This is a genomic window from Pseudomonas sp. 1L-E-NC-VB-C3 (genome assembly GCF_057291535.1).
This window is the reverse complement of the sequence record NZ_JBXAWD010000027.1, coordinates 1-20,704: the sequence shown is the minus strand read 5'-3', so window position 1 is coordinate 20,704 and position 20,704 is coordinate 1. Positions and strand designations below refer to the sequence as shown.

The following is a 20,704-nucleotide window of genomic DNA, read 5'->3' as shown; positions in this document are numbered from 1 at the left end:
GATACAAGACAAACAATTCGTTGAAAATCGAAGACTGGATATCCATGGAAGCGCTCCCTGAGAATTTTGCCGTGCCGTGCCGTGCCGTGCCGTGCATTGAATGGGATCTATCTCACTCCAGTTTGAAAAAAAGCACACCTGTCAGATCTGACAGGTACAAGCGGTATTCAGACGAGCGGTCGAGCCGGCTCTTGTTTGCGCGGTTGTTGTGGGAGCGAGCCTGCTTGCGAATTTGTCGTAATGTTCGGTTGCAACGCTGACTGCTCCGACGCTTTCGCGAGCAGGCTCGCTCCCACAGGAATCTTCATTGCTTACGCATTGATCTTTCCCGCGCTCCGCGTGGGAATGCAGCCCGGGACGCTCTGCGTCCCCCCAGAACTGGAACGCGGAGCGTCCCTTGAGGCATTCCCACGCAGAGCGTGGGAACGATCATCAAAGGCCCGCTACTGCGGCAACTCCAGATTATCAAGCACCCGATTCACCGCCAGTTCGCCGAGCATGATCAACTGCGCAATCCCCATCAGCGTTCGGCGCTGGGATGGCTTGACCAATCCGGCGAACTCCTGGGCGATGGTTTTCGCTGAGGCGAGGGTTTCGCAGGCGTTGGCCAGCAGGTCTTCGTTTTTGGTGTCGGCGGTGACGGCGTACATGGCGCGGGGGCTGAACGGCGGTGGGGTCGAGCCGGGTGGGCAGAGGTAGTGGTCGAGGGCGCGGTCGGCGGCTTGGTGAAGTTTTTTTGAGTCGAGGGATTCGTAGGGAGAGGTGGGGTCGGTTTGGGGTGGGTTGGGTGTGGGTTTGATCATGGTAAAGCTCCTAGAGTCGACGGAGCTGCCACCTTTCGCTGCGATACGAAATGGTTGGTGGCAGCTGTACGCGGGTCGCAGACCGGGACTCTAGAACCGGCAGACCCGAAGGTCTCCCACGTACAGCCGCCATAAAAACAGCGGGTGTTGTGCGTCCAGAGATCGACGGGCTGCGAGACCCGATCGCTGATTCGTCAGCGACCGCACCACAATAGAACCCGCCCCCAAGGCGCACAAGCCGGCGGATTCTGGCTTGGCTGTAGGCAACGACGCAAGGATTTGTAGCCTGGAAGGCGTGTCAGCAGGTGTCCTTTAAACAGCGGTGTTTAAAAAGCAAAAAATTGGCGACAGCAAGGTAGACGTTTTTGCCGGGAAGCAGGTGTTGGCTATGAGGTCGCTTTCGCGAGCAGGCTCGCTCCCACAGGAATCTTCAGTGCTCACAGGGGTTGTGCCCGGGCTGGATCAAAATGTGGGAGCGAGCCTGCTCGCGAATGCAATCTGCCAGTCGAGGCTTCAGTGACTGGCCAACCGCCTTCGCGAGCAGGCTCGCCCCCACCATTGCCGCTCGCCAGATTCCAGATCAGCGGTTTAGAGTGACCAGCCACACGCTGATCAAGGACCGATCCCATGTCAGACCCAACCTCCACGATCCATCTCGAACGCTCCAACGAATCCCACCTCGAGGGTATCACCGCGCTTTACAACGACCCCGTCGTTGCACGGCAAGTGCTGCAAATGCCGTTTCAATCCACCGAGGTCTGGCGCCAGCGACTTCAGGCTGATAACGAACGTGCGCTGAAACTGGTTGCCCTGGACCAAGGCGTGGTGATCGGAAATCTCGGTCTGGAAGCCTATTCAAGGATGCGCCGCGCCCACGCCGGCAGTTTCGGCATGGCAGTCGGGGCGGCTTGGCAGGGCAAGGGCGTCGGTTCGATGTTGTTGGCGGCGGCGCTGGAGGTCGCCGATAACTGGATGAATCTGCACCGCGTCGAACTCACGGTGTACGCCGATAACGAGGCAGCCATCGGCCTTTACCGCAAGTTCGGTTTCGAGGCCGAAGGGCTGTTGCGTGATTACGCGGTGCGCGACGGGCAGTGGGTCGACACCCTGAGCATGGCCCGTCTACGCAATAGCCCGAAAGCCTGAGTCAGTCGCCCAGTGCGAACGCCACTGCCGACTGCGCGTGCAGTTCAGTGGTGTCGAGCAGGGGCAGGGCGCTGTGTTCGGGTTTGATCAGCAGACCGATTTCGGTGCAGCCGAGGATGATTGCCTGGGCGCCACGGGCGGTCAGGGACTGGATGACGCCTTGATAGATTTCTCGCGATTGTTCGCTGATCACACCCACGCAGAGTTCGTCGTAGATGATCCGGTGCACCTCTTTGCGCTCGGCATCATCCGGCACCAGCACGGTCAGGCCTTGGGCGATCAGTCGCTGCTTGAGGAAGTCCTGCTCCATGGTGAACGCGGTGCCGAGCAAACCGACGGTGCGCGCGTCGATTTCCAGTGCAGCCTGCGCGGCGGGTTCGGCAATGTGCAAAAACGGAATGCTGATCGCCGCCTGAATCTGCTCGGCGACCTTGTGCATGGTGTTGGTACACAGCACCACGCATTCTGCGCCACCGGCTTCAAGCCTGCGCGCGGCATCCACCAGAATCGCCGCTGCATCGTCCCAGCGCCCGGCGTGCTGGGCCTGTTCGACCGGACCGAAATCGACGCTGTACATCAGCAACTGCGCCGAGCGCAACGGGCCGAGGCGCTCGCGAACCTGTTGGTTGATCAGGCGATAGTATTCGGCGCTGGACTCCCAGCTCATGCCGCCGATAAGGCCGATGGTGCGCATTGGATTTCCTCAAGCAAATGTCAGTGTCGAGCATTCAGGGCTGCCTGAAGTTTCCTTCTGTTCGAGACTCGACGCCAGTACCGACTGACTGTACCGCCGATCTTTCCCGCAACTGTGCATCTGCAAGAACTAAACGTACGCCGCGCCGGGGATCTGCCACTATCACCCTTCGCAGGTCCTTTCCGAGGAACACCGCAATGAACGACATACAGCAACTGGGCGAAATGCTTCGCCACTATGCCGAAAGCGAAGCGCACAAGAAGCAACTGTTCACCACGCAATCGGCTGCTTGGGCGGCTCGAATTGGCGCGCTGTTCGACGAGATCGAGCAATGGCTTGAACCGGTCAAGGCGCCGAATCTGCTGGAGGTCAGTCGCGAGGCGTATGTCGCGTTCGGGCCGAGCGTGCCGGTGGAAACCTCGACGTTCAAGACGGAAAAATTGAGCATTGTGATTGCCGGCAAACCGGTGGAATTTGTGCCGGATGTGATGGGCAGCGGCGGGCAGATTTCCCTGGCAGTGATGGGGCTGACGGCGGCGCGGTACGGGAGTATTTCGCTGGTTGGCCTGGCGGATGGCGCATGGCAGTGGCGTAAGACCAATGGCTTGAAGGATCCGGATACGTTTGCCTTCGACGCCGATTTCCTTGCTCAGCAATTGCAGAGCCTGATACCTCGCGATCGCGGTTAAGATCAAAAGCTTACCCCCTCACCCCAGCCCTCTCCCCCAAGGGGGCGAGGGGGAAAGGGGGCAGACCGAGTGATGTTCAAAACTTGAGCTCGACGCGATATTTCAGGTCGACGTGAGTCCTACAAACACTTCGGTCAGTCCCCTCTCCCTCTGGGAGAGGGCTAGGGTGAGGGCAGCCCGCCGCCAGCCACAAAAACATCACGCCCAGCGCATCAAAAAGCATCTCCATCACCTGAGCCCTCAAGCAATCTGAGCATGACGCCGGGCCAGCGCCACATCCGCAGGAGGAGTGAGGCGTAGACCGGGGAAACCCTTAGGTTCGGTGCCAATCCGGTATTTTCCCTTGGGTCACTGATGGCCTTTTGGTAGAGTCGCCGTCGCCAGCGGGTTTTCGGCTGGGCGATGGAACCGAAGAAGGGAGTCTGATCAGTGAGTCCGGGTAAAAAAATCCTCGGTCTCACGGCGTCGCTTTTGCTGCTGACGCTGTGGGCCAGTTACTTTTACGTATTCAAGGAAAACCGCGACGGCCAGCTCGGCGGTGTCGGCGAAAGCACCGCGTGGTGCGGCACGCCACCGACCAGTGAAGCGGCGTTGCTGGGCAAGGATCAACTGACCTTGCGCGTCACCAACAACCTGCGCGGCGAATTCATGGTTGGCGGCTCGCTGGTGGTTTCCGAACGAACCTTCAACCGCTACGACCTGGGCCGCAACGAACTGCGCCTGCGTCTGGAACCGCTGCAGTGGTCGTTCGGCGTCACGCCGAGCTTCCTCGAGCAGGTCAAGGTGCAGCCGCTGAGCCGCAACCTCTCGTCGACCAATAAAAGCGCCTTCGCCGAACTTGAGCCTCGCGCAATCGGCGTGCACGCTCAGACTGCCGCGTTCCCCTTCGATACCTATCGCTACGGCTATAAACCGGTGCTGTATTACCTCAAGGGCAGCGAGCGCATCGACTTGCGCTTCAAGAACATCACCACGCTGATGGAGATGTCCAACACCTTTACGCCGATCCAGAAGTACAACCGCGCCGACTACATCAACGAGAAAGACTCGATGATCCGCGATGAGGACTACAAGCCGTACGGGGCGCATGAGTGCGCGTTCAGCGTCGAACGCAAAGGCTCGTTCAAGGTCGTGGTGCTGTTGCTTCTGCTGGTGCTGTGCCTGCCACTGATGCTGGTGTTCTACCGCGATGAACCGGGGATCGACTTTCTCGCGACGCTGGTGGGGATTGCGGTGGTGCGGACATTACTGATCGGGCCGGTGGAAGATTTCCAGCTGTACAACATCGATTTTCTGTTTGGTGCGGCGATTTTGCTGGTGGGAACGGTATCGCTGATCAAGGCGATGCGCGCCAATAGCCGGCGAGAGATGGCGTTGCGCAGTGGCGAGACATCGTCCTGGTAATACCGGTTGGCGAGGCACACGCGCTGTCGGATGTGAACTTTGCAATTGGCCATCGCATTTGCCGGGGTTTTGGCTATACCTGTATCTCCCCTATGCAAAATGTCTTGGCCTTCTCAAAGGAATTACAGCATGAAGCTAGCCGTCGTGATGGGCACGCTGTGCATTGCCACCCTTGGCGTGGTGGGTTGTTCCAGCAAAACCGTCGAGCCTGACCAGTATTCCGGCTTTCTCAAGGATTACAGCCAGCTGAAGGAGGCCAAGTCACCCTCTGGTGCCGAGGTGATGCGCTGGATGGACCCGAAACTCGACATCAATAAATTCACCAGCGTTTACGTAGAGCCAAGCCAGCTCTACCCGAAGCCGCAAGCCACCGAGAAAATCCCCCAGCAGACTCTCAACGGCATCACCAGTTATTACGATCAGGCGCTCAAGCGCGAACTCGGCAAATCGCTGCCGTTGGCCGCAGGTCCCGGGCCGGGCGTAATTGTGGTGCGTCCGGCGATTACCGCAGTCAGCAGCAAGACCGAAGGCCTGCAAGTCTATGAAGTGATCCCGATCGCACTGGTCGCCGCAGCAGTAAGCACGGCCACTGGTATCCGCGACCAGGAAACCACGCTGGCCACCGAAGCGGTATTCATGGATGGTGCGACCAATCATGTCATCGCGCAGGTGGTGCGCAAAGGTACCGGCAAACCGCTGGAAAACTCTTCCCAGGTGATGAAAGCCGACGACATGAAAGCGGTGATCGATGGCTGGGCAAGCGATCTGCATCAGTCGTATCTGAAACTCAAATCTGAAGCCAAATGATGCAGTAAGGCTGGTTGCCTTTTCGCGAGCAGGCTCGCTCCCACACTGGACACGTATTCAGTGTGGGAGTGAGCCTGCTCGCATTTCGGTGTATCAGTTTCGAATGTCCTGCCTGACACAACGCTTTCGCTAGCAGGCTCACCCTTTCAGGGAAGCTGCGGTGGGTTGTATACAATTTCACCGCTCAGCACCCAACAATTTCAAACAGGGCATAGGTCGTCAGCCGATTTCGTGGTTAACTTCCGCCTCTTGCATGCTTTCCAATCAAAAAACAGAAGGACTCAAGTCATGGCTCAAGTCACCCTCAAAGGCAATCCGGTTCAAGTCAACGGCCAGTTGCCACAAGCCGGTTCCAAGGCGCCAGCCTTTTCCCTGGTAGCCGGCAATCTGTCCGACGTCACCCTGCAAGACTTCGCCGGCAAGCGCAAAGTCCTGAACATTTTCCCAAGCGTCGACACCCCGACCTGCGCCACCTCCGTGCGCAAGTTCAACGCCCAGGCCAACGACATCAGCAACACCGTGGTGCTGTGCATCTCCGCTGACCTGCCATTCGCCCAAGCACGCTTTTGCGGTGCTGAAGGTCTGGAAAACGTACAGAACCTGTCGACCCTGCGCGGCAGCGAGTTCATCGAAAACTATGGCGTGGCCATTGCTGACGGCCCGCTGAAAGGCCTGACCGCTCGCGCCGTTGTGGTGCTGGACGAAAACGACACCGTTCTGCACAGCGAACTGGTCAAGGAAATCGCCGAAGAGCCTAACTACGAAGCGGCACTGTCCGTTCTCAAGTAAGACTTTTACAATTGTTAACGGCCTGGCCCTGTCCAGGCCGTTTTCATTTGTGTATCAGGGTTTTGCCTCACACCTTGAAACGTAAGTGGAAGGTAAATTGCCGGTAAAGCTGCTTTGCTTAAATCGACTCAGTGCTTATCGTTCAGCCTCCCGAAATAGAAGCCCACGCGCCCAATGGTCAATAACTCCATGCAATCGTCCCCCCGCAAATCCCGTCGCTGGCTGATCAGCCTGCTGGTCCTGTTGGTCATCGCTGTCCTGTGCTGGAAATTCTGGCCCACCGGCTCTGCTGACAAGGCGGGCGGCGACAAAGCGGCCGCTGGGCATACCGGGCGCTCGGGAATGATGCGGCCTGGCTTCGGCGGCGGTACCGGGCCGATTCCGGTGCGTGTGGCGCCGGCGGTGAAGGGCGACTTCCCGCTGTATTACAAGGCGCTGGGCACGGTCACCGCGCTGAACACCATCAATGTTCGCAGCCGCGTGGGCGGCGAGCTGGTAAAGATTCATTTCGAAGAAGGGCAGATGGTCAAGGCGGGCGACCTGTTGGCCGAGATCGATCCGCGTCCTTACCAGAACGCTTTGCTCCAGGCCGAAGGCACGTTGCTGCAGAATCAGGCGCAACTGAAAAACGCTCAGGTGGACGTCGAGCGTTACCGCGGCCTGTACAAAGAAGACAGCATCGCCAAACAGACCCTCGACACCGCCGAAGCGCTGGTTGGCCAGTACCTGGGCACGGTCAAGACCAATCAGGCGGCGGTCAACGACGCCAAGCTCAATCTCGAATTCACCAAGATCCGCGCGCCGATTGCCGGTCGCGTCGGTCTGCGTCAGGTCGACGTCGGCAACCTCGTCGCCGCTAATGACACGACGTTCCTCGCAGTGATCACCCAGACGCAACCGATCAGCGTTGCCTTCACCTTGCCGGAGAACAGCCTCGACACCGTGCTCGCGCGTTACCGCAGCGGAGCTAAACTGCCTGCCGAAGCGTGGGATCGGGGCGACACCAAGCTGCAGGCTACCGGTGTGCTGCAAAGCCTCGACAACCAGATCGACGTCGCTACCGGCACCCTCAAGTTCAAGGCCCGTTACGATAACCGCGACCAGTCGCTGTTCCCCAATCAGTTCGTCAATGTTCATTTGCTGGCCGACACGCTCAAAGGTGTAGTGCTGGCACCGTCGGCAGCGATTCAGTTCGGCACCAATGGCACCTTTGTCTATGCGCTGGACGGCGACAAGAAAGTTACCATTCGCCAACTGAAAATCGGTGCCAGTGACGGTGACAACACCGTGGTCACCGAAGGCCTCGCCGCGGGTGATCGCGTGGTGCTCGAAGGCACCGATCGCCTGAAGGAGGGCAGCGAAGTCGAAGTGGTCAATGACAGCAGCGAAGTGCCGACCTCGCCGACCGAACACCTGCAAGGCAAATCTGCCGCCAATCCCGATGCGACCACAGCCGATAAGGCCAAGAAGGGCGCATGAACATTTCGCGGCTGTTCATCCTCCGTCCGGTAGCCACCACCCTGAGCATGCTGGCCATTGTCCTGGCCGGCCTGATCGCTTATCGCCTGCTGCCGGTTTCGGCCTTGCCGCAGGTCGATTACCCGACCATCCGCGTGATGACCCTGTACCCCGGCGCCAGTCCGGACGTGATGACCAGCGCCGTCACCGCGCCGCTTGAACGCCAGTTCGGGCAGATGCCGGGCCTGACGCAAATGGCCTCGACCAGCTCCGGCGGCGCTTCGGTGCTGACCCTGCGTTTCAGCCTCGACATCAACATGGACGTCGCCGAACAGCAGGTGCAAGCCGCGATCAACGCGGCGACCAATTTGCTGCCGACCGATTTGCCAGCACCGCCGGTTTACAACAAGGTCAACCCGGCGGACACCCCGGTGCTGACCCTGGCCATCACTTCGAAAACCATGCTGCTGCCCAAGCTCAATGATCTGGTCGATACGCGCATGGCGCAGAAAATCGCCCAGATCAGCGGCGTCGGCATGGTCAGCATTGCCGGCGGCCAGCGTCAGGCGGTGCGGATCAAGGTCAACCCCGAAGCGCTGGCGGCCAACAGCCTCAATCTGTCGGACGTGCGCACGCTGATCGGCGCCTCCAACGTCAACCAGCCGAAAGGCAACTTCGATGGCCCGACCCGGGTGTCGATGCTCGATGCCAACGACCAACTGACCTCGCCCGAGGACTACGCGAATCTGATCCTGACCTACAAGAACGGCGCACCGTTGCGGCTCAAGGACGTCGCGGAAATCGTCGATGGCGCCGAGAACGAGCGTCTGGCCGCGTGGGCCAACCAGAATCAGGCGGTGTTGCTGAACATCCAGCGACAGCCCGGCGCCAACGTTATCGAAGTGGTCGACCGCATCAAGGCCTTGCTGCCAAGCATCACCGACAACCTGCCGGCCGGCCTCGACGTCACGGTGCTGACGGATCGCACCCAGACCATCCGTGCCTCGGTCACCGACGTGCAACACGAACTGCTGATCGCTATCGCGCTGGTGGTCATGGTCACGTTCCTGTTTCTGCGCCGCGCCAGTGCGACGATCATTCCCTCGGTCGCCGTGCCGCTGTCGCTGATCGGCACCTTCGGCGTGATGTACCTCGCCGGTTTCTCGGTGAACAACCTGACGTTGATGGCACTGACCATTGCCACCGGTTTCGTCGTCGACGACGCCATCGTCATGCTCGAGAACATTTCGCGCTTCATCGAAGAAGGTGACAACCCGATGCAGGCCGCGCTCAAGGGCGCGAAACAGATCGGCTTCACCCTGATTTCCCTGACCCTGTCGCTGATCGCCGTCCTGATTCCGCTGCTGTTCATGGCCGACGTGGTGGGGCGCCTGTTCCGCGAATTCGCCATCACCCTGGCGGTGGCGATCCTGATTTCCCTGGTGGTGTCGCTGACCCTGACGCCGATGATGTGCGCCCGCCTGCTCAAGCGTGAACCGCAGGAACACGAGCAAGGCCGTTTCTACCGCGCCAGCGGTGCGTTCATCGACTGGATGATCAAGGAATACGGGCGGATGCTGCGCTGGGTGCTCAAGCATCAGCCGCTGACCTTGCTGGTCGCCATCGGCACACTGGCGTTGACCGTGTTCCTCTACGTGATCGTGCCGAAGGGTTTCTTTCCGGTGCAGGACACCGGCGTGATTCAGGGTATTTCCGAAGCGCCGCAGTCGATCTCCTTCGCGGCGATGGGCGAGCGGCAGCAGCAACTGGCGAAGATCATTCTCGAAGATCCGGCGGTGCAGAGCCTGTCGTCCTACATTGGCGTCGACGGCGACAACGCCACGCTCAACAGCGGCCGCTTGCTGATCAACCTCAAGCCCCATGGCGAGCGCGATCTGACGGCCAGTGAAGTGATTTCTCGCCTGCAACCGCAACTGGACAAACTGGTCGGCATTCGTCTGTTCATGCAGCCGGTGCAGGACCTGACCATCGAGGACCGGGTCAGCCGCACCCAGTACCAGTTCAGCATGTCCTCGCCGGACTCGGAATTGCTCAGCCAGTGGAGTGGCCGTCTGGTCGAAGCCCTGGCCCAGCGTCCGGAGTTGACCGACGTGGCCAGTGATCTGCAGGACAAAGGCTTGCAGGTCTATCTGGTGATCGACCGCGACGCCGCATCGCGCCTTGGCGTGTCGGTGGCGAATATCACCGATGCGCTGTACGACGCCTTCGGCCAGCGGCAGATTTCGACCATTTACACCCAGGCCAGCCAGTACCGCGTGGTGCTGCAAGCCCAGGCCGGGGAGAAGATCGGCCCGCAGGCGCTGGATCAGATTCACGTCAAGACCACCGACGGCGCGCAGGTACGCCTGTCGAGTCTGGCGCATGTTGAAGAGCGTCAGGCGCAATTGGCGATCACTCACATCGGCCAGTTCCCGGCGGTGATGATGTCGTTCAACCTCGCGCCGGGCGTGGCGTTGGGGCATGCCGTGGACATCATCGAGCAGGTGCAGCAGGACATCGGCATGCCGGTCGGCGTGCAGACTCAGTTCCAGGGCGCGGCGCAGGCGTTCCAGGCTTCGCTGTCGAGCACCTTGCTGCTGATTCTGGCGGCCGTGGTGACCATGTACATCGTCCTCGGTGTGCTCTACGAGAGCTACATCCACCCGATCACCATTCTTTCGACCTTGCCGTCCGCCGCAGTCGGTGCCTTGCTGGCGTTGCTGCTCAGCGGCAACGACCTGGGCATGATCGCGATCATCGGCATCATTCTGTTGATCGGTATCGTCAAGAAGAACGCGATCATGATGATCGACTTCGCCCTCGACGCCGAACGCACCCAGGGCATGGCCCCGGCAGAGGCGATCTATCAAGCGGCGCTGCTGCGCTTCCGGCCGATTTTGATGACCACGCTGGCGGCGTTGTTCGGCGCAGTGCCGCTGATGCTGGCCACGGGGTCTGGCGCGGAACTGCGTCAGCCGTTGGGTCTGGTGATGGTCGGCGGCTTGTTGGTGAGCCAGGTGTTGACGCTGTTCACCACGCCGGTGATTTACCTGTACTTCGACCGCCTCGGAAGGCGCTTTGGCAAATCCAAAGCCGAAGGTGAAGAGGTCGCGGTATGACTGTCGGAATATATCTCCCCTGTGGGAGCGAGCCTGCTCGCGAAAGCGGGAGGTCAGTCACTGCCAAAGTTGAAGGTAAGGGCGCATTCGCGAGCAGGCTCGCTCCCACAGAGGTATGCGGGGAGAACAAGAGTCGATGAACCTCTCCGGCCCTTTCATCAAACGCCCCGTGGCAACCATGCTGCTATCCCTGGCAATCATGTTGCTCGGTGGGGTCAGCTTCGGTCTGTTGCCGGTATCGCCATTGCCGCAGATGGATTTCCCGGTGATCGTGGTTCAGGCCAGTCTGCCGGGCGCCAGTCCCGAGGTGATGGCTTCAACGGTGGCGACGCCGCTGGAGCGTTCGTTCGGTGCGATTGCCGGCGTCAATACCATGAGCAGCCGCTCCAGTCAGGGTTCGACGCGGGTGATTCTGCAGTTTGACCTCGACCGCGACATCAACGGCGCGGCGCGGGAAGTGCAGGCGGCGATCAACGCCTCGCGCAATCTGCTGCCGAGCGGGATGCGCAGCATGCCGACCTATAAAAAGGTCAATCCGTCGCAGGCGCCGATCATGGTGCTGTCGCTGACCTCGGATGTGCTGGAGAAAGGCCAGCTCTACGACCTGGCTTCGACCATCCTCTCGCAAAGCCTGTCGCAGGTGCAGGGCGTTGGTGAAGTACAGATCGGTGGCAGTTCGCTGCCGGCGGTGCGCATCGAGCTCGAACCGCAGGCGTTGAACCAGTACGGCGTGGCTCTCGACGATGTGCGCAAGACCATTGCCGACGCTAACGTACGGCGGCCCAAGGGTTCGGTCGAGGACGGCGAGCGCTTGTGGCAGATCCAGGCCAACGACCAGTTGGAGAAAGCCAAGGATTACGAGTCGCTGATCATTCACTACGCCGATGGCGCCGCGTTGCGTCTCAAGGACGTGGCGAAAGTCAGCGATGGCGTCGAAGACCGCTACAACAGCGGTTTCTTCAACGACGATGCGGCGGTGCTACTGGTGATCAACCGTCAGGCCGGCGCCAACATCATCGAGACGGTCAACGAGATCAAGGCGCAGTTGCCGGCGCTGCAAGCGGTGCTGCCGGCCAGCGTCAAACTCAATCTGGCCATGGATCGCTCGCCAGTGATCAAGGCCACGCTGCACGAAGCCGAAATGACCTTGCTGATCGCCGTCGCCCTGGTGGTGTTGGTGGTTTACCTGTTTCTGGGTAACTTCCGCGCCTCGCTGATCCCGACGCTGGCGGTGCCGGTGTCGCTGGTCGGTACCTTTGCGGTGATGTACCTGTACGGGTTCTCGCTGAACAACCTGTCGCTGATGGCGCTGATTCTCGCCACAGGTCTTGTGGTGGACGACGCCATCGTGGTGTTGGAGAACATTTCCCGGCATATCGACGAAGGCGTCAAGCCGATGCAGGCCGCGTACCTCGGCGCCAAGGAAGTCGGTTTTACCCTGCTGTCGATGAACGTTTCGCTGGTGGCGGTGTTCCTGTCGATCCTGTTCATGGGCGGGCTGGTCGAGAGCTTGTTTCGCGAATTTTCCATCACCCTGGCGGCGGCAATCGTGGTGTCGCTCGTGGTTTCCCTGACGCTGACGCCAATGCTCTGCGCGCGCTGGCTCAAGCCGCACACGCCGGGGCAGGAAAACCGCCTGCAACGCTGGAGCCACAAGACCAACGACTGGATGGTCGGCAAATACGCCACCAGCCTCGACTGGGTATTGCGTCATCGGCGTCTGACCTTGTTCAGTCTGCTGCTCACTGTTGGCGTCAACATTGCGCTGTATGTGGTGGTGCCGAAAACCTTCCTGCCGCAGCAGGACACCGGCCAGTTGATCGGTTTCGTGCGTGGCGACGACGGTCTGTCGTTCAACGTCATGCAGCCGAAAATGGAAACCTTCCGCCGCGCCGTGCTCAAGGACGAAGCGGTGGAAAGCGTGGCCGGCTTCATTGGTGGTAACAACGGCACCAACAACGCCTTCATGATCGTGCGCCTGAAACCGATCAAGGAGCGCCAGCTGTCGGCACAGAAAGTCATCGAGCGTCTGCGCAAGGAAATGCCCAAGGTGCCCGGGGCGCAGTTGATGCTGATGGCCGACCAGGACCTGCAATTTGGCGGCGGCCGCGAGCAGACCAGTTCGCAATACACCTACATCCTGCAAAGCGGCGACCTCGCTGAATTGCGCAAGTGGTTCCCGAAAGTGGTCACCGCGTTGCGCGCCTTGCCCGAGCTGACCGCCATCGATGCCCGCGAAGGTGCCGGGGCGCAGCAGGTGACACTGATTGTCGACCGGGATCAGGCCAAGCGCCTGGGGGTCGACATGAACATGGTCACCGCCGTGCTCAACAACGCTTACAGCCAGCGGCAGATTTCGACGATCTACGACAGCCTCAACCAGTATCAGGTGGTGATGGAGGTCAATCCGAAATACGCCCAGGATCCGGTGACGCTCAAGCAGGTCGAGGTGATTACCGCTGACGGTGCGCGCGTGCCGCTGTCGACGTTCGCCCATTACGAAAACAGCCTGGAAAACGACCGGGTCAGTCATGAAGACCAGTTCGCGTCCGAAAGCATTTCCTTTGACATGGCCGAAGGCGTGACCGTGGAGCAGGGTAGCGCCGCCATCGAACGAGCGATCGCCAAGGTCGGTTTGCCGGAGGATGTAATCGCGAAAATGGCCGGCACCGCTGACGCCTTCGCCGCCACGCAGAAGAGCCAGCCGTTCATGATCCTCGGTGCATTGCTGGCGGTGTATCTGGTGCTCGGTGTGCTGTATGAAAGCTACATCCACCCGCTGACCATTCTCTCGACCTTGCCCTCGGCCGGGGTTGGCGCGTTGCTGTCGATCTATGCGCTGGGCGGCGAGTTCAGCCTGATTTCCCTGCTGGGGATATTCCTGCTGATCGGCGTGGTGAAAAAGAACGCCATTCTGATGATCGATCTGGCGCTGCAATTGGAGCGTCATCAGGGCCTGTCGCCGCTGGAGTCGATCCGCAGCGCCTGTCTGCAACGCTTGCGGCCGATCCTGATGACCACGCTGGCGGCGATCCTCGGCGCCTTGCCGTTGCTGCTCGGCCGCGCCGAGGGTGCGGAAATGCGCCAGCCGCTGGGCCTGACCATCATTGGCGGCCTGGTGTTCAGCCAGGTCCTGACCCTTTACACCACCCCGGTGGTTTACCTTTATCTCGACAAGCTGCGCCATCGCTTCAACAAATGGCGTGGCGTGCGTACTGATGCCGCTCTGGAAACTCCGCTATGACTGACCGTTCGCTTATCCAATTGGCCACCGTCCGCGGCTCGCGCCTATTGAGCCTGTCGCTGTGCGTGGCGCTGCTCAGCGCTTGCGCAGTCGGCCCGGACTACCAGCGCCCGCAAACTGCCGAAATCGCTCAGTTCAAGGAAGCCGAAGGCTGGCGTCAGGCCAATCCCAGCGACTCGCTGGCCCGGGGCGCCTGGTGGGAGTTGTACGGCGATCGGCAGCTCAACGCCTTGGTGGAAAAACTCAACAGCTCCAACCAGACCGTCGCCCAGTCCGAAGCGCAGTTTCGTCAGGCGCAGGCTTTGGTGCGCAGTGCACGCGGGGCGTTTTACCCCAGTGTCGACCTGAGTCTGGGCAAGAACCGCTCCAGTCAGGGCACCGGCAGCAGCAGTTCGAGCCTGAGCAGTTCCTCAAGCGGTATTCGTGATACCTACACCGCGCAACTGGGCGTCAGTTGGGAAGCCGATGTCTGGGGCAAGCTGCGCCGTGGGCTGGAGGCGGATGAGGCCAACGCCCAGGCGAGTTTTGCCGATCTGGCGGCGATGCGTCTGAGTCAGCAGTCGGAGCTGGTGCAGAACTACCTGCAACTGCGCGTCATCGATCAGCAGAAGCGTTTGCTTGAAGCCACGGTTGCCGCTTACGAGCGATCACTGAAGATGACGCAGAACCAGTACCGCGCCGGGGTTTCCGGGCGCGATGCGGTGGCGCAGGCGCAAACCCAGTTGAAAAGCACCCAGGCCGATCTGGTCGACCTGATCTGGCAGCGCGCACAGTTTGAAAACGCCATTGCCGTGCTCACTGGCGAAGCCCCGGCCAACTTCAGCATTGCCGAAAGCCAGAACATCCCGAATCTGCCGCAAGTGCCGTTGAGCCTGCCTTCGCAATTGCTCGAACGCCGTCCTGACATCGCTTCGGCAGAGCGCTCTGTGATCGCCGCCAACGCCAATGTCGGCGTGGCGAAAGCCGCGTATTACCCGGACCTGACCCTGAGCCTGAGCGGCGGCTACAGCAGCAGTACCTCGAAAAACCTGATCAGCCTGCCGAACCGTTTCTGGTCGGTCGGCCCGCAGCTGTCGTTACCTCTTTTCGACGGTGGCATTCGTTCGGCCGAGGTTGACCGCAGCGAGGCAGCCTATGACGAAACCGTCGCGCGCTACCGCCAGACTGTGCTCGACGGTTTCCGCGAAGTGGAAAACTACCTGGTCCAGCTCAAGGTGTATGAAGACGAAGCAGCAGTGCGCCAGGAAGCGCTGGATGCCGCCCGCGATTCCCTGCGCCTGACGGAAAACCAGTACAAGGCGGGCCTGATTGCCTATATCGACGTGGTCGTGGTGCAAGCCACAGCGCTGAGCAACGAACGCAGTGTGCTGAATATTCTGCAGAACCGACTGATCGCCAGCGTGCAACTGATCGCCGCGCTGGGCGGCGGCTGGGACGGCCAACTCGACGTCAGCGACAACCGCTGAACCTGTGGGAGCGAGCCTGCTCGCGAAAGCGGTGGGTCAGGCAACTACGATGGTGGCTGTGCCGACGCCTTCGCGAGCAGGCTCGCTCCCACGGGGATTTTTGTCTGGCATGAGATCGCTTTCACAGGGTGAGGTTAAAGCCCACCGCAGAGTCTTGTAGGACGATCGAACAAGCGTTTCATCGGCTTGATGGCAATTTGGTTACTTTGTCAGTGCGTTCTTCCGCGCAATCAGTACAATCGCCGCATTTGCCCGACCGAGAATGGAAGCAGTACGGTTTCGGCTTGTCACGAGAACGTCCATGCTCATCGGCAGCTACTCCTTCACCCTGGTTTTCATTTCGTTGTGCGTGGCCATTCTGGCTTCCTACACGGCGCTCGATCTCACCGGGCGCATTGCCACGGCTAAAGGCCGGGCCGTGCATTTCTGGACGGCGGGCGGGGCGTTGGCGATGGGCGTTGGCGTCTGGTCGATGCATTTCATCGGCATGCTCGCCTTCAAATTGCCGATCGACCTGGGCTACGACTTCGCCCTCACTGCGCTGTCGCTGCTGATCGCGGTGCTGTCCTGCGGCTTCGCGTTGTGGCTGGTCAGCCAACCGAAACTGCCGCTGGCGCAACTGGCTTTCGGTGCGCTGATCATGGGTTCGGGCATCAGCGCCATGCACTACACCGGCATGGCCGCGCTGCGCATGACACCGGGCATCGATTACGACCCGACCCTGTTCAGTGCCTCCCTGCTGATCGCCGTCGGCGCCTCGGCAGCGGCATTGTGGATTGCCTTTCGCCTGCGTCAGCACTCGCCCTATGTGCGGCTGATTCGTGCCGGCGCGGCGGTGATCATGGGTGTGGCGATTGTCGGCATGCACTACACCGGCATGGCGGCGGCGCAATTTCCTGACGGCAGTTTCTGCGGCGCGACGCTCAATGGCTTGAAGGGCAATGGCCTCGATAGCCTGGTCGTGGTCACTACGCTGGCGGTGTTGTCGATTGCCCTGTTGACCTCGATTCTCGACGCCCGCCTCGAAGCGCGCACGGCTGATCTGGCGCACTCGCTGACGGTGGCCAACCGCGAACTCACCCAACTGGCCCTGCACGATCCGCTGACCAGTCTGCCCAACCGCATGCTGCTCGACGACCGCATCAATCAGGCGATCAAAAAGGTGCAAGAGCAGGGTGGCTGCTTCGCCTTGATGTTCATCGACCTCGACGGCTTCAAACCGGTCAACGACGCATTCGGCCATCACATGGGCGACCAATTGCTGCGCGAGGTCGGCGCGCGTCTGCGTGAAGACTTGCGCAGCCAGGACACTCTTGCGCGGATCGGCGGCGATGAGTTCGTTCTGCTGGTGCGTTTGAGCGAGCCCAATGACGCCTTGAGCCTGGCTGCGCGTCAGGTCAGCCTCATCGGTCGCACGTTCCGCGTCGCTGAACATGATCTGCAGATTTCCGCCAGCGTCGGCATCGCCCTGTACCCGGGCAACGGTGACAACGCCCAGGAACTGCTGATGAACGCCGATGCTGCGATGTACCACGCCAAGGGCGGCGGCAAGAACGGCTACAGCTTCTTTGATGCGTCGATGAACACCAACGCGCGCAAACAATTGCAACTGTTACAGGACCTGCGCGCGGCCATCGAGCACAACCAGTTCTGCCTGCATTACCAGCCCAAATTCGACGCCGCCAATGGCCGCCCGGTCGGTGCCGAAGCGCTGCTGCGCTGGAAGCATCCGCTGCATGGCATGCTGATGCCGGATAAATTCATCGATCTGGCGGAGAAAACCGGGCTGATCATTCCGATGGGCGAATGGGTGCTCAACGAAGCCTGCCGGCAGATGCGCGAATGGTACGTGCTCGGTTACACCGACTGGCGCATCGCCGTGAACCTCTCGGCCTTGCAGTTCTGCCATGCCGGGCTGGTGCAAAGCGTGGCCAAGGCGCTGGCGACCCACCACTTGCCGGCCAACAGCCTGACCCTGGAAATCACTGAAACGACAGCGATGAGCGACGCTGACGCGAGCATGACCGTGCTGCAAGAGTTGTCGGACATGGGCGTCGACCTGTCGATCGACGACTTCGGCACCGGTTATTCCAGCCTGATGTACCTCAAACGTTTGCCGGCCAATGAGCTGAAGATCGACCGCGGTTTCGTCCGCGATCTGGAGCATGACAGCGATGATGCCGCAATCGTCTCGGCGATCGTTGCGCTGGGGCAGGCCCTGGATTTGCGGATTGTCGCCGAAGGTGTCGAAACCGGCGCGCAACAGGACTTCCTGACCAAACTGGGCTGTGATTCGCTGCAGGGCTATCTGCTCGGCCATCCGATGCCGGCGGAGCGCTTCATGCAGGACATCGTGCGTGGGCAACGGCTGGCGGTGGTCTGAGATACCGAGTCATCGTTCTTCGCGAGCAGGCTCGCTCCCACAGGGGATGGCGGCAACACCAGAACTCATGCAAAAGCCATGAATGGCAGTTATTCTTCCCCCGACTGTTACGTGTGCACGTGGGGGAAGGCCAGCATGGATAAAGTCATTGTCATCACCGGGGGCGGGCGCGGAATCGGCGCGGCTACGGCATTGCTGGCAGCCGAACAGGGCTACCGGATCTGCATCAACTATCAGTCGGATGAACAGGCCGCACACAGCGTGCTCGAGCAGGTTCGCGCCTTGGGCGCGCAGGCCATCGCGGTTCGCGCCGATGTCAGCATCGAAGACGAAGTGATCGCGATGTTTCATCGCGTCGACACCGAACTGGGCCGTGTCACCGCGCTGGTCAACAACGCCGGCACCGTCGGACAGAAATCGCGGGTCGATGAGATGTCCGAATTCCGCATCCTCAAAATCATGAAAACCAATGTGCTGGCGCCGATCCTCTGCGCCAAGCACGCGATCCTGCGCATGTCGCCCAAACATGGCGGGCAGGGCGGCAGCATCGTCAACGTCTCCTCGGTCGCGGCACGCCTCGGTTCGCCGAACGAGTACGTTGATTACGCCGCATCCAAGGGTGCGCTCGACACCTTCACTATCGGTCTGTCGAAAGAAGTCGCGGGTGAGGGCATTCGCGTCAATGCCGTGCGTCCGGGCTACATCTATACCGACTTCCATGCGCTGAGCGGCGACCCGGATCGGGTCAGCAAGCTCGAATCGGCGATTCCCATGGCCCGGGGCGGGCGGCCGGATGAAGTGGCGGAGGCGATTGTCTGGTTGCTGTCGGACAAGGCATCGTATGCGACCGGGACGTTTGTTGATTTGGGGGGTGGGCGGTAAACCGGTGGGTTTGCAGTGTTAAAACCGGCCTCTTCGCGAGCAGGCTCGCTCCCACAGTGGATTTGTGAATACAGACCCCATGTGGGAGCGAGCCTGCTCGCGAAGGGGCCAGTCCAGACAACATCTATCCCTCAGAACGACCGCACAATCCGCCCCAACGTCTCCATGGCCTTTTCCGATTCCTCGGTCCACGGGCTGCCGTAATTCAAGCGAATGCAATTTCTGAAACGCTGGGTCGGCGAGAAAATCGGCCCCGGCGCGATGCTGATGCCTTGTGCCAGTGCCATCTGAAACAGCTTCAGCGAATCCATCTGCTCCGGCAATTCCAGCCATAGAAAGTAGCCGCCCGCCGGTTGGCTGACCCGGGTCTGCGCCGGAAAGTAGCGGGCAATCGCCGCGAGCATCGCGCTCTGTTGTTCTTCCAGGGCATAACGCAGTTTGCGCAGATGCCGATCGTAGCCGCTGTGTTGCAGATAATCGGCGATAGCCGCTTGCGCCGGCATCGAAGCGCACAGCGAGGTCATCAGCTTCAGCCGTTCGATTTTCTGCGCAAAACGCCCGGCCGCCACCCAGCCGATGCGATAACCGGGCGCGAGACTTTTGGCGAACGAGCCGCAATGCATGACCAATCCTTCGGTATCAAAAGCCTTGGCCGGTTTTGGCGCCTGTTGCCCGTAATAAAGCTCGGCGTAGACGTCGTCTTCGATCAACGGCACCTGATGCTGACGCAGCAGTTCGACCAGTTCCTGTTTCTTCGCCTCGGGCACAGTCGCGCCCATCGGATTCTGGAAACTGGTCATGCACCAGCAGGCCTTGATCGGGTGACGTTCGAGGGTTTGCGCGAGCACACCGAGATCGATGCCGTCACGCGGATGCACGGGTATTTCCACGGCTTTTAGCTTCAAGCGTTCGAGCACCTGCAGGCTGGCGTAGAACGCCGGGGCCTCGATGGCCACCAGATCACCGGGCTCGGTCACCGCTTGCAGGCACAGGTTCAGCGCTTCGAGGGCACCGTTGGTGATGAGCAATTCTTCCATCGGCAACATCAGCCCGCCGACCATGTAGCGCAGGGCAATCTGCCGGCGCAGTTGCGGATTGCCCGGCGACATATCGGTGACGACCATGCGCGGATCCATCTCCCGCGCGGCGCTGGCCAGGGAGCGCGACAGGCGTTGCAGCGGGAACAGTGTCGGGCTGGGGAAGGCCGAGCCGAAGGGCACGGTGTTGGGGTCTTTGATCGAATCGAGTACCGAGAACACCAGTTCGCTGACGTCAACCTCGGTGGATTCATTGACCTGGCTGCTGATTACCGGCTCGGAGAATGTGCTCGGCGTATGGGCGTTGACGAAGTAACCGGAGCGCGGCCGGGCGCGGATCAGGCCACGGCGTTCGAGCAGGTAATAGGCCTGGAACACCGTGGACGGGCTGACGCCGTAGGTCTGGCTGGCGTAGCGCACCGACGGCACCCGCTGGCCGGGGCCGAGGACGCCGGAGCGGATCAGTTCAGCGATGTCGTCGGCGAATTTTTCGTAGCGTTTCATCGGTGGGCCTTGGTGGACTTGATTTTGTGGGGTGTCAGGGAAGGAGCCCTCACCCTAGCCCTCTCCCAGAGGGAGAGGGGCTGATTGGGGGATGCTGATGAAATATGCCGGCCTGACAGTGCTTTGCCGAATCCATAATCGACTCGGTCTTTCAGGTCGATGCATAGCGACAGACACCTCGGTTGGCTCCCTCTCCCTCCGGGAGAGGGGACTGATTGGGGGATGCTGATGAAATACGCCGACCTGACAGTGCTTTGCCGAATCCATAATCGACTCGGT

The 20,704-nt window shown here is 60.6% G+C and carries 14 protein-coding genes; 11 read left to right on the top strand and 3 right to left on the bottom strand.

The features are described from left to right. Positions 1 to 443 precede the first annotated feature (443 nt). Complete coding sequence (locus tag AC0Z5Z_RS26445) at positions 444 to 803, bottom strand: DUF6124 family protein (RefSeq protein WP_315435023.1); 360 nt, start codon at positions 801 to 803, stop codon at positions 444 to 446. Between the two features lie 627 nt (positions 804 to 1,430). On the opposite strand from AC0Z5Z_RS26445, the gene AC0Z5Z_RS26440 reads away from it, so the two are divergent. Continuing rightward, positions 1,431 to 1,949, top strand: coding sequence for a GNAT family N-acetyltransferase (locus AC0Z5Z_RS26440; protein ID WP_460061192.1), 519 nt, complete (start codon positions 1,431 to 1,433; stop codon positions 1,947 to 1,949). A 1-nt stretch (position 1,950) separates the two neighbouring features. Here the strand turns inward: AC0Z5Z_RS26440 and AC0Z5Z_RS26435 are convergent, their stop codons facing one another. Then, positions 1,951 to 2,643, bottom strand: coding sequence for an aspartate/glutamate racemase family protein (locus AC0Z5Z_RS26435; RefSeq protein WP_310219931.1), 693 nt, complete (start codon positions 2,641 to 2,643; stop codon positions 1,951 to 1,953). Between the two features lie 197 nt (positions 2,644 to 2,840). On the opposite strand from AC0Z5Z_RS26435, the gene AC0Z5Z_RS26430 reads away from it, so the two are divergent. The 10 genes from AC0Z5Z_RS26430 to AC0Z5Z_RS26385 all read left to right on the top strand — a co-directional run bounded on the left by AC0Z5Z_RS26430 (position 2,841) and on the right by AC0Z5Z_RS26385 (position 18,884). Further along, positions 2,841 to 3,332, top strand: coding sequence for a hypothetical protein (locus tag AC0Z5Z_RS26430; RefSeq protein WP_375123667.1), 492 nt, complete (start codon positions 2,841 to 2,843; stop codon positions 3,330 to 3,332). Between the two features lie 429 nt (positions 3,333 to 3,761). Further along, a complete protein-coding gene (locus AC0Z5Z_RS26425) occupies positions 3,762 to 4,736 on the top strand; it encodes a hypothetical protein (RefSeq protein WP_485611851.1) in 975 nt (324 codons plus the stop codon). 129 nt (positions 4,737 to 4,865) lie between these two features. Beyond that, positions 4,866 to 5,543 (top strand): DUF3313 domain-containing protein, encoded by a 678-nt coding sequence (locus AC0Z5Z_RS26420; protein WP_076563101.1) that lies wholly within the window; start codon positions 4,866 to 4,868, stop codon positions 5,541 to 5,543. A 288-nt stretch (positions 5,544 to 5,831) separates the two neighbouring features. After that, on the top strand, positions 5,832 to 6,332 hold the full coding sequence (tpx, locus tag AC0Z5Z_RS26415; RefSeq protein ID WP_076563099.1) for a thiol peroxidase: 501 nt from the start codon (positions 5,832 to 5,834) through the stop codon (positions 6,330 to 6,332). Between the two features lie 174 nt (positions 6,333 to 6,506). Then, complete coding sequence (locus tag AC0Z5Z_RS26410; protein ID WP_125916191.1) at positions 6,507 to 7,811, top strand: MdtA/MuxA family multidrug efflux RND transporter periplasmic adaptor subunit; 1,305 nt, start codon at positions 6,507 to 6,509, stop codon at positions 7,809 to 7,811. After that, positions 7,808 to 10,909 carry an MdtB/MuxB family multidrug efflux RND transporter permease subunit gene (locus AC0Z5Z_RS26405; RefSeq protein ID WP_252878122.1) on the top strand — a complete coding sequence of 1,034 codons (3,102 nt, stop codon included), beginning with the start codon at positions 7,808 to 7,810 and terminating at the stop codon, positions 10,907 to 10,909. The genes AC0Z5Z_RS26410 and AC0Z5Z_RS26405 overlap by 4 nt, the downstream gene beginning before the upstream one ends. A 136-nt stretch (positions 10,910 to 11,045) precedes the next feature. Beyond that, the gene (locus AC0Z5Z_RS26400) at positions 11,046 to 14,153 is read left to right on the top strand and encodes an efflux RND transporter permease subunit (RefSeq protein ID WP_485611850.1); all 3,108 of its coding nucleotides are present in this window, start codon (positions 11,046 to 11,048) and stop codon (positions 14,151 to 14,153) included. Beyond that, the gene (locus AC0Z5Z_RS26395; RefSeq protein WP_150635394.1) at positions 14,150 to 15,619 is read left to right on the top strand and encodes an efflux transporter outer membrane subunit; all 1,470 of its coding nucleotides are present in this window, start codon (positions 14,150 to 14,152) and stop codon (positions 15,617 to 15,619) included. Before AC0Z5Z_RS26400 ends, AC0Z5Z_RS26395 begins: the two co-directional genes overlap by 4 nt. 301 nt (positions 15,620 to 15,920) lie before the next feature. Further along, positions 15,921 to 18,002, top strand: a complete 2,082-nt coding sequence (locus tag AC0Z5Z_RS26390) for a putative bifunctional diguanylate cyclase/phosphodiesterase (RefSeq protein ID WP_150635393.1) — start codon at positions 15,921 to 15,923, stop codon at positions 18,000 to 18,002. Positions 18,003 to 18,137: 135 nt separating this feature from the next. After that, entirely contained in the window at positions 18,138 to 18,884 is a 747-nt protein-coding gene (locus AC0Z5Z_RS26385) for an SDR family oxidoreductase (RefSeq protein ID WP_041480996.1), read from the top strand. Positions 18,885 to 19,015: 131 nt separating this feature from the next. Here AC0Z5Z_RS26385 and mapR read toward each other — a convergent pair whose 3' ends face one another. Next, complete coding sequence (gene mapR / locus AC0Z5Z_RS26380) at positions 19,016 to 20,425, bottom strand: GntR family transcriptional regulator MpaR (protein WP_485611849.1); 1,410 nt, start codon at positions 20,423 to 20,425, stop codon at positions 19,016 to 19,018. Positions 20,426 to 20,704 lie beyond the last annotated feature (279 nt).

Excerpts from the sequence above, each read along its gene's own strand:
- AC0Z5Z_RS26445 (WP_315435023.1), bottom strand. The coding sequence starts at position 803 with ATGATCAAACCCACACCCAACCCACCCCAAACCGACCCCACCTCTCCC.
- AC0Z5Z_RS26440 (WP_460061192.1), top strand. The coding sequence starts at position 1,431 with ATGTCAGACCCAACCTCCACGATCCATCTCGAACGCTCCAACGAATCC.
- AC0Z5Z_RS26435 (WP_310219931.1), bottom strand. The coding sequence starts at position 2,643 with ATGCGCACCATCGGCCTTATCGGCGGCATGAGCTGGGAGTCCAGCGCC.
- AC0Z5Z_RS26430 (WP_375123667.1), top strand. The coding sequence starts at position 2,841 with ATGAACGACATACAGCAACTGGGCGAAATGCTTCGCCACTATGCCGAA.
- AC0Z5Z_RS26420 (WP_076563101.1), top strand. The coding sequence starts at position 4,866 with ATGAAGCTAGCCGTCGTGATGGGCACGCTGTGCATTGCCACCCTTGGC.
- tpx (WP_076563099.1), top strand. The coding sequence starts at position 5,832 with ATGGCTCAAGTCACCCTCAAAGGCAATCCGGTTCAAGTCAACGGCCAG.
- AC0Z5Z_RS26410 (WP_125916191.1), top strand. The coding sequence starts at position 6,507 with ATGGTCAATAACTCCATGCAATCGTCCCCCCGCAAATCCCGTCGCTGG.
- AC0Z5Z_RS26405 (WP_252878122.1), top strand. The coding sequence starts at position 7,808 with ATGAACATTTCGCGGCTGTTCATCCTCCGTCCGGTAGCCACCACCCTG.
- AC0Z5Z_RS26400 (WP_485611850.1), top strand. The coding sequence starts at position 11,046 with ATGAACCTCTCCGGCCCTTTCATCAAACGCCCCGTGGCAACCATGCTG.
- AC0Z5Z_RS26395 (WP_150635394.1), top strand. The coding sequence starts at position 14,150 with ATGACTGACCGTTCGCTTATCCAATTGGCCACCGTCCGCGGCTCGCGC.
- AC0Z5Z_RS26390 (WP_150635393.1), top strand. The coding sequence starts at position 15,921 with ATGCTCATCGGCAGCTACTCCTTCACCCTGGTTTTCATTTCGTTGTGC.
- AC0Z5Z_RS26385 (WP_041480996.1), top strand. The coding sequence starts at position 18,138 with ATGGATAAAGTCATTGTCATCACCGGGGGCGGGCGCGGAATCGGCGCG.
- mapR (WP_485611849.1), bottom strand. The coding sequence starts at position 20,425 with ATGAAACGCTACGAAAAATTCGCCGACGACATCGCTGAACTGATCCGC.